This window comes from Ensifer sp. CCNWLY38, from assembly GCF_037120565.1.
Lineage (GTDB): Bacteria > Pseudomonadota > Alphaproteobacteria > Rhizobiales > Rhizobiaceae > Ensifer > Ensifer adhaerens_H.
On record NZ_JBBBBO010000003.1, the window covers coordinates 348,866 to 364,444 of the forward strand.

Consider the following 15,579-nt stretch of genomic DNA (forward strand, 5'->3'; position numbering starts at 1 on the left):
CGCGCGCGGCGGCGGACCGGATTGTTTACTCGACCGTCACGTCCGTGAGCCGCAGGCGGCTGTCCGGCACCGGCGTGAAGTTCTTGACGCGCTTGCTCACGCCGAAGATGGCATTGAGGTTGTAAAGCGGCATCTCGAGCGACCGGTCGCCGGCGTAGTTGGCGATCTGCTTGAGGATCTCCTCGCGCTTGGCCCGATCGGTGATCGAACGCTGGGATTCGAGCAGCTTGTCGAGTTCCGCATCCTGGTCGTAGGGATTCCACTTTTCGCCGGAGTGGTACATGGAGTAGGCGGTGTTGTCGTAGTCGAGTGTCCAGCCACCCCAGGACTGCTGGAACATCGCGCCGGTCTTGCCGGCCGGGATGATGTCGTTCAGCAGAACGTTGGTTTCATAGGGCTTGATCGTCGCGTTGATGCCGATCAGCTGCAGGTAGCTGGCAATCGCCTGTACGACCTCGTTGAAGGTCGCATCGTTGCCGCGAACGTCGATCTGCACGGAGGCGCCCGGCGCAACACCGGCTTCCTTCAGAAGGGCCTTGGCCTGTTCGGGATCGTAGGGCAGCGGCTTCATCGCCGGGTCGAAGCCGAAGGAGAGCTTGCCTTGGAAGCTGGCGATCGGGTCCGCCTGGCCGCCGAGGATCGACTGGATGATGGTGTCGCGATCGACGCCGAGGATGAGCGCCTTGCGCACCTTCGGATCCTTGGTGATGCCGTCGCGGGTGTTGAAGCGCAGAGCGTAGACCGTCGGGCCGGCGCTGGTGACGATCTCCAGGTTGCTGTCGTCCTGGATGGTCGGGATCATGCCGATCGGAATGGTCGGCGGGATCACGAGATCGACGCGGCCGGCCTGCAGTTCGGCAACGGCGGTCGCCGGCTCCGAGATGAAGCGGTAGTTGAGGTTCGAAAGCTTCGGCGCGCCGCCCCAATGATCGGCAAAGGCTTCGAGCTTGATGCCGACCTTCGGCTCGTAGGAGACGAACTTGAACGGGCCGGTTCCGACCGGATGGGCGTTGAAGTAGTCCTCGCCCTTCTCCTGAATGTACTTCGGCGGCACGATCATCGCGCCGTAGCCGGCAAGCTTGGTCAGCAGCACCGGATCCGGGGTCTTCAGATGCAGGTCGACGGTCTTCTCGTCGATGATCTCGACCTTTTCAATCACGGCATAGTTGGACTTCTGCGGCCCCTTGGAACCTTCCTCGCCGAGCAGGCGGTCGAAGGTGAACTTCACCGCTTCGGCGTTGAATGGCTCGCCATTGTGAAACTTGACGCCTTCGCGCAGCGTAAAGCGCAGGCGCTTGCCGCCGTCGAGCTCTTCCCACGAAGTGGCAAGGCCGGGCACGAGCTTGAGATCCGAACCGCGATAGGTCAGGCCGTCATAAATGTTGGTGGCGACGGACGCCCAGTTGACGAGGAAGGTGTCGACCGGGTCCCAGCTACCCGGATCCTGCGGCGACGACACGGTCAGCGTGCCGGCGGCAAAGGCCGGGGCTGCGGTCATGAAACTGCCGGCCATCGCAAGGGCGATGAAAGCGGCGTGGATCCCCTTTTTGTTGATCATTTACTCACTCCTGTTTCGACAGCCTTCTCTAGGAAAGAAAGCGGCTCATGCGCCCTTGGTCACAAAGTGGCCGGGGGCGATCTCTTTGCGCGGCAGAACCGCGGGTTCGTCGCCGACACGGCGGATCGGGCTCGGGATTTCGCCTTCCAGCATGGCACGCTCGCGGCCCTTGCCGGGTTCGGCGACGGGCACAGCGGAAAGCAGCCGGCGCGTATAGGGATGGGAAGGTGTTTCGAAGACCTGCTGGCGGCTGCCGAATTCCATGATCTGGCCGAGATAGAGCACGGCGACGCGATGGCTCATGCGCTCGACCACCGCCATGTCATGGCTGATGAAGAGATAGGCGAGGCCTTCCTGTTCCTGGAGTTCCATGAACAGGTTGATGATCTGCGCCTGGATCGACACGTCGAGCGCCGAAAGCGCCTCGTCGGCGATGATCAGCTTGGGGCGAGAGGCAAGCGCCCGGGCGATGCAGACGCGCTGGCGCTGGCCACCGGAGAATTCGTGCGGGTAGCGCCTGGCATGCGCGGCCGTCAGGCCGACGCGCTCAAGCAACTCATGCACGCGCTTGTCGATTTCCTTTTCGCCGAGGATCAGGCCATGGGTGCGGATCGGCTCGGCGATCGAGAAGCCGACGGTCTTGCGCGGGTCGAGCGAGGCGAAGGGATCCTGGAAGATATACTGGATTTCCTGTTTCAGTCTCTGCCGCTCGGCATAGCTCATCGCCGAGACGGGCCGGCCGCCGAAGAGGATCTCGCCCGATGTAGCGTTCTGCAGCTGCTGGATCGTGCGGCCGATCGTCGACTTGCCCGAGCCGCTTTCGCCGACGAGCGCCAGCGTTTCGCCCGGGAAGATATCGAAGCTGACGTTTTCAATCGCATGCACGCGATGCGTCGCCTTGCCGAAGAGGTTCTTGCGTACATCGAAACGGGTGACGAGATCGCGTACCGACAGGATCGGGGCGGCCTCGTAGCGGGCAGTGCGCTGGATATGGACGTCGCCGACGCGCTTCGGCTCGCCGTCGACCATCATGGTCAGCGGCAGGCGCTTGGGGAATTCCTCGCCGGTCATGCTGCCGAGTTTCGGCACGGCGGAAAGCAGCGTCTGGGTGTAGGGGTGCTTGGGGGCTGAGAAGATCTCGCCGACCGGGCCTTCCTCGACCTTGCGGCCCTTCCACATGACAACGACGTCGTCGGCCATTTCGGCGACGACGCCCATGTCGTGGGTGATGAAGATCACCGCCATGCCGAGTTCCTTCTGCAGGTCCCGGATGATCGTCAGGATCTGCGCCTGGATGGTGACGTCGAGCGCCGTCGTCGGCTCGTCGGCGATCAACAGCTTCGGCCGGCAGGCCAGCGCCATGGCGATCATGACGCGCTGGCGCATGCCACCGGAAAGCTGGTGCGGATAACGGCCGATCAGCTCGGAAGAATCAGGAAGACGGACCATGTCGAGCAGCCGACGCGTCTCGGTGAGCGCCTCTGCCTTCGTCATCTTCTCGTGCAGCATCAGCACTTCGGCGACCTGGTCGCCGATGGTGAAGACGGGGTTCAGCGACGTCATCGGCTCCTGGAAGATCATGGCGATCTCCTTGCCGCGGATGGCGCGCATGGTCTTTTGCGGCGCGCTCGTCAGGTCGATCTCGCCGTCCTTGCCACGAAACACGATGCGCCCGGTCGGAAACTGGCCGCCCATCATGTCCGAGAGCCGCATGATCGAAAGCGAGGTCACCGATTTGCCGGAACCGGATTCGCCCACGATCGCCAGCGTCCGTCCGGGCGTGACCGAAAAACTCAGATCTTCGACGACGGGGTTGCCGTTGAAGGCGACGGAAAGCTTCTCGACGGCGAGCAGCGGCGCGGGCATTTTGGCAGTCACGCGGTCTTCCTCGTTACAATGTGGTCGCGGCGCGCGCGGACTGTTCATAGGCGCCCGACATGAAACGCAGGACGGCGGCGATTTCAGAGAGTGTCTCTTCCGAGGGGCGGGCCTTGGCGGTCGAGGAGACCAGCAGGCGTTCGCGGATCTTTGCGTAGCGCGTGCAGGCGTCCGAGCCCCTGTCGGTGATGAGGATGGTCTTTTCCTTGCCTTCCTTGCCCGTCGTCACGAGGCCCGCGGCTTCGAGCTTGCGGATGGCGTAGGTCGCGACATGCGTGTCTTCGATATCGAGGACCAGGCAGATGTCGGCGAGCTTCTTGCCGCGATCGCGGTGACGGATCGTGTGCAGGATCAGGATTTCGATCGGGGAAAGGCCGGGTACGCCGGCGGCCGCCATGCAGCGCATCATCCAGCGGTGAAAGGCATGCGAAGCGAGGATCAGCCCGTATTCCACTTCGGAGAGGCCGGGTGAGCCGCCTTCCGCCAGGTGCGCGGAGGAAACGATCGGGCCGATGGCCGCGACCGGCTTCAGATGTTCGGGCAGGGCGTTTTCGGCCCATTCCCGACCTTCAAAGCTCTCCTCAGGCTTCTTCGTCATTCAGCTCTTCCTCATCTTGACGATTTTATGTCATCATTTTATCGACATTTTGTCAACGAACTGCTTTGATGAATTTCCGGGCCTGCACAGTCATGCGGCTCGCGAACGAGAGGGATGGACAATGAGCGCACGCGAAACCGGCAGTTGGGACTTCTGGGTCGACCGCGGCGGCACCTTCACCGATGTCATCGGCCGCGATCCGCAAGGGAACCTGCACGCACGCAAGGTGCTTTCGGAAAATCCGGAAGCCTATCGCGACGCCGCAGTGCAGGGCATTCGCCTGCATCTCGGCCTTGCGACCGGTGCCGCGATCCCGACCGGTCTCATCGGCGAAGTGCGCATGGGCACGACCGTTGCCACCAATGCACTGCTCGAACGCAAGGGCGAGCCGCTGGCGCTCGTGACCACCAAGGGTTTCCGCGACGCGCTGAAGATCGGCTACCAGGAGCGCAAGAAGATCTTCGCAACCGAGATCATCAAGCCGGAAGCGCTCTATCAGGACATCGTCGAGCTCGACGAGCGCGTGCTGGCCGACGGAACGGTCGAAACGCCGCTTGATGAGGCAAAGGCGCGCGCGGCACTCGAAGACCTGAAGGGCAAGGGCTACAAGGCCGTCGCCATCGTCTTCATGCACGCCTACAAATATCCCGAGCATGAGGCGGTCGTTGCCCGAATTGCCCGCGAACTCGGCTTCGAGCAGGTCTCGGTCAGCCACGAAGTCTCGCCGCTGATCAAATATGTCGGGCGCGGCGACACCACCGTCATCGACGCCTATCTGTCACCGGTTCTCCGCCGCTACGTCGCCCAGGTCTCGGGCGAACTCGATATCGCCCGCACCGGCGCGCGCGTCATGTTCATGATGTCTTCGGGCGGCCTCACCGCGGCCGAGATGTTCCAGGGCAAGGACGCGATCCTCTCCGGTCCGGCCGGCGGTGTCGTCGGTCTTGCCAAGACCGGTGAAGCCGCAGGTTTCGACCGCGTCATCGGCTTTGACATGGGCGGAACCTCCACCGACGTCGCGCATTTCGACGGCGAATATGAACGCGCCTTCGAGACCGAAGTGGCCGGCGTGCGCGTGCGTGCGCCGATGATGCTGATCCACACCGTCGCTGCCGGCGGCGGCTCGATCCTGCATTTCGACGGCGAGCGTTTCCGCGTCGGTCCCGATTCCGCTGGCGCCAATCCGGGCCCTGCCTGCTACCGCAACGGTGGTCCACTCGCGGTCACCGACGCAAACGTCATGCTCGGCAAGCTGCTGCCGGAATTCTTCCCGGCGCTCTTCGGTTCAAACCAGGACGAACGCCTCGATGTCGAGGCCGTGCGCGACCGCTTCGCGGCGATGGCCGCCGAGATCGGCGACGGCCGCAGCCCGGAGGACGTCGCTGACGGCTTCATCCGCATCGCGGTTGCCAACATGGTCGAGGCGATCAAGAAGATTTCCGTGCAGCGCGGCTATGACGTCACGCGTTATGCGCTGAGCTGCTTTGGCGGCGCCGGCGGCCAGCATGCGTGCCTCGTTGCCGATCAGCTCGGCATGAAGAGCATTCTCGTGCATCCGATGTCCGGCCTGCTCTCGGCCTATGGCATGGGGCTTGCCGATATCCGTTCGACGCGCCAGAAGGCGCTCGGCGTTGCGCTCGACGACAAGGCGCCTGCCGCACTCGGCGCGCTCGGGGCCGAGCTTCAAGTCGACTGCCTTGCCGAACTCGAAGCGCAAGGGATCGCCCGTGACGAGATCCGTACGCATCTGCGCGCCCATATCCGTTACGCCGGCACCGATACGGTGATCGCGGTCGACGCGACTTTCCCGGAGCATGACGACATTGCGCGCCTGCGCGCCGAGTTCGAAACGCTGCACAAGCGCCGCTTCGGCTTCGTCGCCGAGAACAAGGCACTGGTCATCGATGCCGTCGAAGTCGAGACGGTCGGCGGCGGTGCCGCCCAGATGGAGCGCGAAGGCGGTTCGGTCACGGAGGGTACGCCCGACATCGCCCGTCGCACGCGCTTCTATTCGCAGGGCCAGTTCCACGATGCGCCGGTGGCGCTTCGTGCCGAACTCGCGCCCGGCCAGCGGCTCGACGGTCCGGCGATCATCATCGAACCGAACCAGACCATCGTCGTCGAGGATGGCTGGCAGGCGGAGCTGACGGCCAAGGACCACATCGTGCTTCGCCGCGTGAAGGCGTTGCAGCAGCAGAGCGCGATCGGCACCCATGCCGATCCGGTCATGCTGGAGATCTTCAACAACCTGTTCATGTCGATCGCCGAGCAGATGGGCGTGACGCTGCAGAACACCGCCTATTCGGTGAACATCAAGGAGAGGCTCGATTTCTCCTGCGCCGTCTTCGACAACCGCGGCAATCTCGTCGCCAATGCGCCGCACATGCCGGTGCATCTCGGCTCCATGGATGCGTCGGTCGCAACCGCGATCCGCGAAAACCCGGTGATCAAGCCCGGCGACGTATTCCTGATCAACGCGCCCTATAACGGTGGCACGCATCTGCCCGACCTCACCGTTTGCACGCCGGTCTTCGACGATGCCGGAAGCGAGATCCGCTTCTGGGTCGCAAGCCGCGGCCACCATGCCGATATTGGCGGCATCTCGCCGGGTTCGATGTCGCCGTTGGCCACCAACATTGAGGAGGAAGGCGTCTATATCGACAACTTCAAGCTCATCGATGCTGGCCGATTCTGTGAAGCGGAACTCGAAGCGCTTCTGAACGGCGCCCGTTATCCGGTGCGCAACATCCTGCAGAACGTCAACGACCTGAAGGCGCAGGTGGCAGCCAACGAAAAGGGCGTCGCCGAACTCAGGAAGATGATCGCCCAGTTCGGCGAGGACGTGGTCGAAGCCTATATGGGCCACGTTCAGGACAATGCCGCCGAGAGCGTGCGTCGCGTGCTCGATCAGTTGCCCGATGGCGAGTTCTCCTACGAGATGGACCAGGGCTGCAAGATCGTCGTCAAGATCACCGTTGACCGCGACAAGCGCGAGGCGACCGTCGATTTCACCGGCACGTCGGAGCAGCGCGGCGACAACTTCAACGCCCCGGCGCCGGTGACCCGCGCAGCCGTGCTCTATGTCTTCCGCGTGCTGGTCGAGGCGGAGATCCCAATGAATGCCGGCTGCCTCAGGCCAATCCACATCGTCATCCCTGAGGGAACGATGCTGACACCGCGCTATCCGGCGGCCGTCGTCGCCGGTAACGTTGAGGTTAGCCAGGCCGTCACCAACTGCCTGTTCGGCGCGGTTCAAAGCCAGGCGGGCGCGCAAGGTACGATGAACAACCTGACCTTCGGCAACCAGCACTACCAGTATTACGAGACCATCTGCTCGGGCGCCCCAGCTGGCCCCGGCTACAACGGCGCCGATGCGGTCCATACCCACATGACCAATTCGCGCCTCACCGACCCGGAAATCCTCGAAACCCGCTTCCCGGTCGTGCTCGAAGACTTCCACATTCGCGTCGGCTCGGGCGGTCGTGGCCAGTGGAATGCCGGCAACGGCACGAAGCGCACGATCCGCGCCCGTGAAAAGCTGGATTTCGCCATCCTCTCGGGTCATCGCCGTGTCGCGCCGTTCGGCATCAAGGGCGGCAGCCCGGGCGAGCTTGGCCGCAACCTGGTGCGCCGCAACGACGGCCGGACGGAAGAGCTGCCGGGCTCTGCCCACACGGTACTGGAAGCCGGGGAAGCCTTTACCGTGGTGACGCCGACGGGCGGTGGCTACGGCCGGTCGTAACGTTAGAGAGACCAATCTCCCAAGACTGCTGCGGTGGTCTGCGGGCGGGCGAGCGATCGTCCGCCCGTTTTTCGTTGTGGGATATGCGCAACTGCTTTTGCTGCAATTGCGAAAAGACGCGATCGCTTTTTTAACCCGAATTTAAATTCGAATTTACTAAGTACTTATTGGTCAGTGCGCGCCCTAATTCCTCCCCCTAAAGGCGCAGCAAACAGCCGGTCCTCCTCCCGCCGGTATGGCTGACCATGTCCTCTCCCAACAGCGCGATCGCGACATCACAGGAGTCACGGCAGTGACGTTCAAGAACCTTTCGATTTTGACCAAGGTCGGCCTTGTGGTCGTGGTCATGGGCATATCCTCCATTCTGATCGCGCTCGCCGGTGCGCGCGGTCTTTCCTCTCTCGGCGCCACGATCATCGACGTCGGTGCGCGTGAAGAGGCCGCACGCGAGGCGATGGACCTGCGCGTCGATATCATCGCCATCAGCCGCATGACCTACCAGCTTGCTGCCGCGCCCGAGAAAGCCTCCGATTTCGGCGCCGAAACCGAGAAGCGTGCCGCAGAAATGCTCGGCCGTCTGACGAAGATCGAGGCGGTTGCCGACGACGCGGAAGACAAGCTGCTCAACGATATCCGTCTCACGCTCAACAGCTATTTTGACGAGATCCGGGCGATGATCGCGGTTGCCGCCGACAAGGGCACGGACGCCGGCGCCGTCAAGGCGGCGCTCGACAAGGCGCTCGAAGCCCAAAAGACGGTGACGGCGACGGTCAAAACCTACAGCACCTATTCCGGCGACGCGCTCGCCGCCGCCCGCGCCGAAGCCCTCAACTCGTCCTCCGTCGCGATGAGCATTCTGGCAGCCGCCGCTCTCGCCTGCGTCCTCTTCGGCGTCGGCGTCAGCCTCGTCGTTGCCCGTCGCGGCATCGTCATGCCGGTGCGCGAACTCACCTCGACCATGAGCGAACTTGCCGACGGCAAGCTTGACGGCAACGGTACGGACGTTTCCCGCCAGGATGAGATCGGCGAGATGGCACGCGCCGTCGAAGTGTTCCGCAAGAACGGCATCGCCATGCGCGCGATGAAGGCGCAGGAAGCGGCATTGCATGCCCGCAGCAGCGACCTGCAGTCGAACATCAGCGTCGTGGTCGCCTCGGCCGTTGCCGGCGATTTCACCGGCCGCATCACCAAGGATTATGAGAACGACGACCTCAACCGCTTTGCGTCGAGCGTCAACGAGCTCGTTTCCAGCGTCGACCAGACGGTCAACGAAGTCCGCCGGGTCATCGCGGCACTCGCCGACGCCGACCTGACGCAGAACATGCGCGGCGAATTCCATGGCGCCTTCGCGGAGTTGCAGAAGAACGTCAACCAGACGATGGTGACGCTGCGCTCGACCATGCAGAACGTGCGCACGGCAGCAAGCACCATCAACGACAATTCCGCCGAACTGAGCTCGGCTGCCAATGACCTCTCGAAGCGCACCGAACAGCAGGCGGCAGCGCTTGAAGAAACCGCAGCGGCGCTCGACGAGATCACCTCGACCGTGCGCACGGCCTCCGAACGGGCGAACGAGGCGCATGAAATGGTGCGCGCCACCAAGGACAGTGCCGGCCGGTCGGGCGCGATCGTGCGCAGTGCGGTTGACGCCATGGGCCGGATTGAGGATTCGTCCAACCGCATCAACCAGATCATCTCGGTGATCGACGAGATCGCCTTCCAGACCAATCTGCTGGCGCTCAACGCCGGCGTCGAAGCGGCCCGCGCCGGCGAGGCGGGCCGTGGTTTCGCCGTCGTCGCCCAGGAAGTGCGCGAGCTGGCGCAACGCTCGGCCAACGCCGCCAAGGAGATCAAGACGCTGATCCACAGCTCGGCGTCGGAAGTCGAAAACGGCGTGGCGCTGGTGCGCTCCACCGGTGAGGCTCTGCTGGAGATCGAGACGCTGGTCAACAATGTCAGCGGCCACGTCAACACGATCGCCACCGCCGCCCGCGAACAGGCGACGGCGCTGCAGGAAATCAACACCTCGGTCAACCATATGGACCAGATGACCCAGCAGAACGCGGCGATGGTCGAAGAAACGACTGCGGCCAGCGGCACGCTGGCCGAGGAAAGCCGTCAGCTGCGCACGATGCTGGCGAAGTTCAAGTTGGAAGCTGCGGCAGCGCGCGACAGCTGGAGCCGCGCAGCCTGATCGAGGGCTGGAATGACACCGCCGCGGTGCACGCCCGTGCGCCGCGGCAAAAACAAATGCCTTAGACCGGGAAGACATGCGCCCGCGCGGACATGCCGGTTCATCGGCCACTGGCTGACGGGTCCAGCGTCCCGTCGCCGCAAGCGCAGACCGGCGCCGCGCCTGTCGGGAACCACCTCAGACATCGGTCCCATGCTCGGCTCAACGTTGCCGATTGGCGATCCGGGCCTACCGCGCATTGGGCGCCTCACACGGCCGATGGCGATCACAAGACCGAGGCTGTCCGCTGTCTCGTCGATTTTCCGATGGTGCGCGGTTTACCGTTAAGCCGCAATGTTTGTTCACGAAATGCCTGGACGCCAAACCGGATCCGGCTATACGTGCACAGACTTGAGTTAGAAATTCAAGTTTTATGACGTTGTTATAATTAATGTTTTGAGACAGATGATTGCAAGATCGACCAGTTGCGTGATTGTTCGCCCGGCGAGAGCTCTCCGCCCTGACCGGCAACTTTGCAACTGGCAGGACCGCAAGCGCGAGGCCGAACTTGCAGTGACTTGGCTGCCGCTTTGCCGAAGCGAATTGCTGCGCACGAGACCCGTCTGTCGGTCGAACTAACCGCAAGTGAAAGCGATGTCCGGTGACCGCTTTGCGATGTTTCGCACAGCGGAAGCGCAGGCACGTCGCCTTCGCCGGAACGGTTCAATTCGACGGGCAACCGTGACGGTCAAATGTTTCAACGCTTACCGGAAATACGAGGGCTTAGAGAATGGCGAGGGGCAGGTATAATTTTGTTTCGTACGGGCGAGGCAGTGCGGTTCTGGCAGGCGTGTCGCTGCTTGCAATGTCCGCTGCATCAGCGCAGGCGCAGGAAGCGCCCAAGACCAAGAGGGTCGAAAACCAGGTTCAGGCCGAACGCGTTTCCGCTCCAGGCGGAACGACGAAGCTTGATGCCATCGTGGCCGTCGGACACGCCGCTGGTCAGCCGCCCGAAACAGGCACGGTCGGTCAGCCATCGGCGCCCTACGCGGGCGGTCAGGTCGCAACTGGCGCGCAGCTTGGCGCACTCGGCAACCGCGCCGTTCGCGAAACGCCGTTCAGCATCACGGGCTACACGGAAAAGCTGATCCGGGATCAGCAGGCCCGGTCCATCGCCGATATCACGCTCAACGATCCGTCCGTGCGCCAGGATGCGCCTTCGTTCAGTGAGCGCGATTCCTTCTTCATTCGCGGCTTCTCGGTCACCAATCTGGACACCGCCTATGACGGCCTTTTCTACATCGTCAATCCGCGACGCAGCTTCCTTGAAGGCATCGAGCGGGTTGAAGTCCTCAAAGGCCCGAGCGCGCTGGTCAACGGCGGCATCGGCCGCGTCGGCGGCACGATCAACCTCATCCCAAAACGCGCCACCGACGAACCGCTGACGCGGCTGACGACCACGTATCTTTCCGACTCGCAAGTGTGGTCGCATCTCGATGTTGGTCGCCGCTTCGGATCGGAGGGCGAGTGGGGCGTCCGCTTCAACGGCTCCTATCGCGGCGGTGAAACTGCCCTTGATCACAACGAGAATGAAATCGGTGTCTTCTCGCTCGGGCTCGACTATCGCGGCGACCGGGTGCGGGCCTCGCTCGACCTCAACCACTCCAAGCAGAACATCAATGCGCCGACCTCGCTGTTCAACGCGGCAGCGCCAGGCATCAAGATTCCGGAGGCACCCGACGGCCGGATCAACACGGCCAATCCGTTCGAATACCATGACAGCGAGCACAACATGGCCGCTGGCCGCATCGAGTTCGACGTGCTGGACAATACCACCATCTATGCCGCAGGCGGCATCAGCCGCTATCGCGAAGACTTCCTGAGCACGTCCTACACAATTCAAAACTCGAGGGGCGATGCGCTGGCCGAGTTCGGCTACAATCCGCAGGAAATCCAGGGGATTTCGGGTGAGATCGGTGTTCGTTCGGAGTTTGACACAGGCCCCGTCGGTCACCAGTTCAATGTCTCGCTGAGCAGGGCGCTCAACGAAAACAACCGCGGCCGCTTCAATCCTCGCACCCTCGGGTTCAGGAGCTATACGACCAACATCTACAATCCGGTCTACGTGCCAAGTGATTGGGTGAATACGGGCGGGCTTCCGCGCTCGAACGACCTCCACCCGTTTGCGGATCTGCTCACGACCAGCATTGCGATCTCCGATACGCTTTCGTTCGCGGAAGACCGGTTTCAGTTGACGGTTGGCGGACGTTATCAGGACATGCGTTCACGCGGCTTCAATACCCGACCGGGTATTCCAAGCGCGCCGGTCGGTGCGATGAACTACCTCTACGAGGATTCCCGGTTCAGCCCTGCCGTTGCTGCCCTTGTGAACGTCACAGACAGTTTCGCGGTCTATGCCAACTACGTGGAAGCCCTGACCGAGGGACCGACAGCACCGACCGTTGCGCTGAACAGCGGCGAGATGTTCCCGGCCGTCGTCAATAAGCAGAAGGAAATCGGCTTCAAGTACGACCTCGGCGAGGTGATGCTGAGTGCAGCATTGTTCGAGATCCGGCAGCCGAACGGTTTCACCGATCCCGGGACACGCCTCTTTTCGATGAGCGGCCTTCAGGTCAACCGCGGCCTGGAGCTTTCTGCCTATGGCGAGCCGATCGCCGGTGTTCGCCTGCTGGGCGGGATCACCTTCATGGATGCGGAACTGGCAAAGACACAAGGCGGGCTGCACGACGGCAAGACCGTGACCGGCGTGCCGCAGACGGCGATCAGCCTTTACGGCGAATACGATACGCCCTGGGTTGAAGACCTGACGCTCACGGGTCGCGTCATTTACACCGGCAGCACCTATTATGATCGGGCGAACACGCAGAAGGTTTCGGACTGGACGCGGGTTGATCTCGGCGCGCGCTACTCGATGGCGCGGGAAAACGGCAATCCGCTGGAGTTCCGGGCGACGGTCGAGAACGTTTTCAACGAGAACTACTGGGCCTCGTCGGCTCGTGGCTTCCTCTCAGCCGGTGCACCACGCACGTTCATGCTTTCCGCATCGGTAGATTTTTGAGGCAGCCGAGCGGTTTTGAATAGCAAGAAGAAAGGGCCAGCATTTGCCGGCCCTTTCTCGTTTCAGGTGGGTGATCTGATTGATCAAGCTTCCGGGGCATACCCGAAGACGACGGCCGGGTTTTCCGCGGTCTCGACCCAGACGCTCTTCGTCTGGGTATAGGCCATCAGCGCATCGCGGCCGGAGGAGCGACCGTAACCGGAGCGGCCGAAGCCGCCGAAGGGTGACATGACGCTGATCGTCTTGTAGCCGTTGATCCAGAACGTACCTGCACGCACCTTGGAGGCGACGCGATGGGCACGCCCGACGTCGCGGGTCCACACGGCACCGGCGAGGCCGTAGGGATTGTCGTTGGCGAGCGTGATTGCCTCTTCTTCATCGTCGAAGACGGTGACACCGACGACGGGGCCGAAGACCTCTTCACGGGCGATGGTCATATCGGGCTTGACGTTGTCGAGAATGGTCGGCGCGAAATAGAAACCGCCGGAGGATTGAAGTGCAACCGGTTTGGAACCGCCGGTCGCAAGCGTCGCACCCTCGGCCACGCCCTGGCGCACCATTTCCTCGATTTTTGTCCATTGCCGTTGATTGTTGATTGGGCCGACTTGCGTCGAATCTGCGAAGGGGTCGCCGACCGGGATACGCTCGGCGGCGCGTGCATAGCGCTCGACGAACTGCTGGTGCACCGAGCGATGGACGAGCAGCCGCGAGCCGGCAACGCAGCTCTGGCCGGCGCCGGAGAAGATCGCCGACTGCGCGCCGACAATGGCGCGATCGAGGTCGGCGTCGGCAAAGACGATGTTGCCGGACTTGCCGCCGAGTTCGAGGATGCAGGGCACGACATTCCTTGCCGCCGCCGCCGCGATTGCCGAGCCGGCGAGCGCCGAGCCGACGAAGACGACGAGGGCCGTCTTCGGATGGGCGACCATGGCCTGGCCCGCCGTCAACCCTTGCCCGGCTATGACGTTGACGAGGCCGCGCGGCGCGCCGCCCGCTTCGCAAAGTGCCCCTAGCACCAGCGTGCTGAGCGGCGTCAGTTCCGACGGCTTGATGACGACGGCGTTGCCGGCGCAGATCGCCGGGGCGATCTGCCAACCGCCGGTAAAGAGCGGCGCGTTCCAGGGGGTAATCTGGGCGACGACGCCGACCGGTTCGTTGCGCGTATAGTTCAGGTGCGAGGTCGGAACCGGAATGACCTCGCCATGCAGCTTGTCGCACCAGCCGGCATAATATTCGAACATCTCGGCGACCCGGGCGGCCTCGCCGCGGATATCGCGGATCGGCCGGCCGGCCGAGCGGCTTTCGAGCTCGGCGATCTCGCCGGCGCGCTCGCGGATTTTGCGGGCGATCTCATTCATCACCCGGCCGCGGGCGGACGCCGTCATCGCAATCCACTCGCGCTGCGCGCGGGCCGCCGCCTGCATCGCCGCGTCGACGACGTCCTTGCCGGCATCCCTAAAGGTCGCGAAAACTTCGCCGGTCGCCGGATCGGTCAGCTTCTGCTCGTCGCCGGAGCCGGGCACCAGCGCGCCATCGACATAGCTGCCGATCTCGGTGCCGGGAATGATGCCGTGGAAGAGCGCGCGGATGCGCTCGGTCTTGGCGGGCATGGTCATGTCGTTCATCGTGTTTCCCTCGTCTCAGTTGTCGTTGGCCACCGGGCGGAAGGCGCCCATGCGGGTGAAGTCCTCGGCATTGTCGAGAGGGCTTTCGGCCCAGAGCTTCGCGACCGCGCCCGAAAGCGGCAGGTCGGCGCCGGTGCGCGCTGCAAGTTCGCTGGCAAGCCGCACGTCCTTGCGCATCAGCCCCATGGTGAAGCCGCTGTCGAAACGGCCATTCATCACCCAGGTCGGGAAATGCACCTCGCTGATCATCGATTTGCCGGAGGCGGCGTTCAGAACTTTGAGCGCCTCTTCGGCGTCGAGCCCGGCGGCAAGCGCCAGCTTCAGGCCTTCTCCTGTTGTCACCATATGGGCGGCGGCAAGCAGGTTGTTGACGAGCTTGGCGACGTTGCCCGCACCGCTTGGGCCGACGTGCAGGGCTTTCGCCGACATCGCATCGATGACTGGGCCGGCACGCGTCACATCCGCATCGCTGCCGCCGATCATCATCGTCAGTTTTCCGCTTGCCGCACCGGCCGGTCCGCCGGACACGGGTGCGTCGATAAAGCCGTGACCGAGGCCGGCAAGGGCTGCGGCCAGATCACGCGAGACATCCGGCTCCGATGTCGAGGTGTCGATGATCACGACGCGCCTGCTGGCCGTTTTCAGCGCCTCGAGATTGGCTTCGACGACAGCGGCGACGTCCTTGGCGGTCGGCAGCGAGAAGACGATGAAATCGGTGTCGAAGAAGACGTCGGCGAGTGAGGCGACGGGGGAAACGTCGCCTTCGGCCGCAAGCGCGCGCCGCGCTTCGGCAAGGTCGAAACCTTTGACCGCAAAACCCTCTCGGGCAAGCGTGGTCGCCATGCCGAGCCCCATGGCCCCCAATCCCACCACGCCCACTGTCGTTCGTTCTGCCGTCATGATCCGCTGCACCCTCATATGGTTCT

Annotated in this window: 8 protein-coding genes; 3 read left to right on the plus strand and 5 right to left on the minus strand. The window is 63.3% G+C overall.

Going from position 1 to position 15,579, the window contains the following annotated elements; translation table 11 throughout:
* Positions 1 to 25 precede the first annotated feature (25 nt).
* From V7S54_RS08740 to V7S54_RS08750, 3 genes are all read right to left on the minus strand, one after another.
* Complete coding sequence (locus V7S54_RS08740) at positions 26 to 1,513, minus strand: ABC transporter substrate-binding protein (protein ID WP_442892550.1); 1,488 nt, start codon at positions 1,511 to 1,513, stop codon at positions 26 to 28.
* Positions 1,514 to 1,603: 90 nt separating this feature from the next.
* Positions 1,604 to 3,424 carry an ABC transporter ATP-binding protein gene (locus V7S54_RS08745; protein WP_336408339.1) on the minus strand — a complete coding sequence of 607 codons (1,821 nt, stop codon included), beginning with the start codon at positions 3,422 to 3,424 and terminating at the stop codon, positions 1,604 to 1,606.
* Positions 3,425 to 3,449: 25 nt separating this feature from the next.
* Positions 3,450 to 4,034, minus strand: a complete 585-nt coding sequence (locus tag V7S54_RS08750; protein ID WP_336408256.1) for a winged helix DNA-binding protein — start codon at positions 4,032 to 4,034, stop codon at positions 3,450 to 3,452.
* Between the two features lie 121 nt (positions 4,035 to 4,155).
* Here V7S54_RS08750 and V7S54_RS08755 point away from each other — a divergent pair, with 121 nt between their 5' ends.
* From V7S54_RS08755 to V7S54_RS08765, 3 genes are all read left to right on the plus strand, one after another.
* Positions 4,156 to 7,776: a hydantoinase B/oxoprolinase family protein gene (locus V7S54_RS08755; protein ID WP_336408257.1), complete on the plus strand. Its 3,621-nt coding sequence runs from the start codon at positions 4,156 to 4,158 to the stop codon at positions 7,774 to 7,776.
* Between the two features lie 292 nt (positions 7,777 to 8,068).
* Complete coding sequence (locus tag V7S54_RS08760) at positions 8,069 to 9,970, plus strand: methyl-accepting chemotaxis protein (protein WP_336408258.1); 1,902 nt, start codon at positions 8,069 to 8,071, stop codon at positions 9,968 to 9,970.
* 844 nt (positions 9,971 to 10,814) lie between these two features.
* On the plus strand, positions 10,815 to 13,028 hold the full coding sequence (locus V7S54_RS08765; RefSeq protein WP_336408259.1) for a TonB-dependent receptor: 2,214 nt from the start codon (positions 10,815 to 10,817) through the stop codon (positions 13,026 to 13,028).
* 83 nt (positions 13,029 to 13,111) lie between these two features.
* On the opposite strand, the gene V7S54_RS08770 is transcribed toward V7S54_RS08765, so the two are convergent.
* Together V7S54_RS08770 and V7S54_RS08775 are read right to left on the minus strand one after the other, a co-directional pair.
* Entirely contained in the window at positions 13,112 to 14,644 is a 1,533-nt protein-coding gene (locus V7S54_RS08770; RefSeq protein WP_442892551.1) for an aldehyde dehydrogenase family protein, read from the minus strand.
* Positions 14,645 to 14,668: 24 nt separating this feature from the next.
* Positions 14,669 to 15,553 (minus strand): NAD(P)-dependent oxidoreductase, encoded by an 885-nt coding sequence (locus V7S54_RS08775; RefSeq protein ID WP_336408260.1) that lies wholly within the window; start codon positions 15,551 to 15,553, stop codon positions 14,669 to 14,671.
* Positions 15,554 to 15,579 lie beyond the last annotated feature (26 nt).

Coding starts and splice junctions, on each gene's coding strand:
- V7S54_RS08740 (WP_442892550.1), bottom strand. CDS start 1,513: ATGGCCGGCAGTTTCATGACCGCAGCCCCGGCCTTTGCCGCCGGCACG.
- V7S54_RS08745 (WP_336408339.1), bottom strand. CDS start 3,424: ATGCCCGCGCCGCTGCTCGCCGTCGAGAAGCTTTCCGTCGCCTTCAAC.
- V7S54_RS08750 (WP_336408256.1), bottom strand. CDS start 4,034: ATGACGAAGAAGCCTGAGGAGAGCTTTGAAGGTCGGGAATGGGCCGAA.
- V7S54_RS08755 (WP_336408257.1), top strand. CDS start 4,156: ATGAGCGCACGCGAAACCGGCAGTTGGGACTTCTGGGTCGACCGCGGC.
- V7S54_RS08765 (WP_336408259.1), top strand. CDS start 10,815: ATGTCCGCTGCATCAGCGCAGGCGCAGGAAGCGCCCAAGACCAAGAGG.
- V7S54_RS08770 (WP_442892551.1), bottom strand. CDS start 14,644: ATGACCATGCCCGCCAAGACCGAGCGCATCCGCGCGCTCTTCCACGGC.
- V7S54_RS08775 (WP_336408260.1), bottom strand. CDS start 15,553: ATGACGGCAGAACGAACGACAGTGGGCGTGGTGGGATTGGGGGCCATG.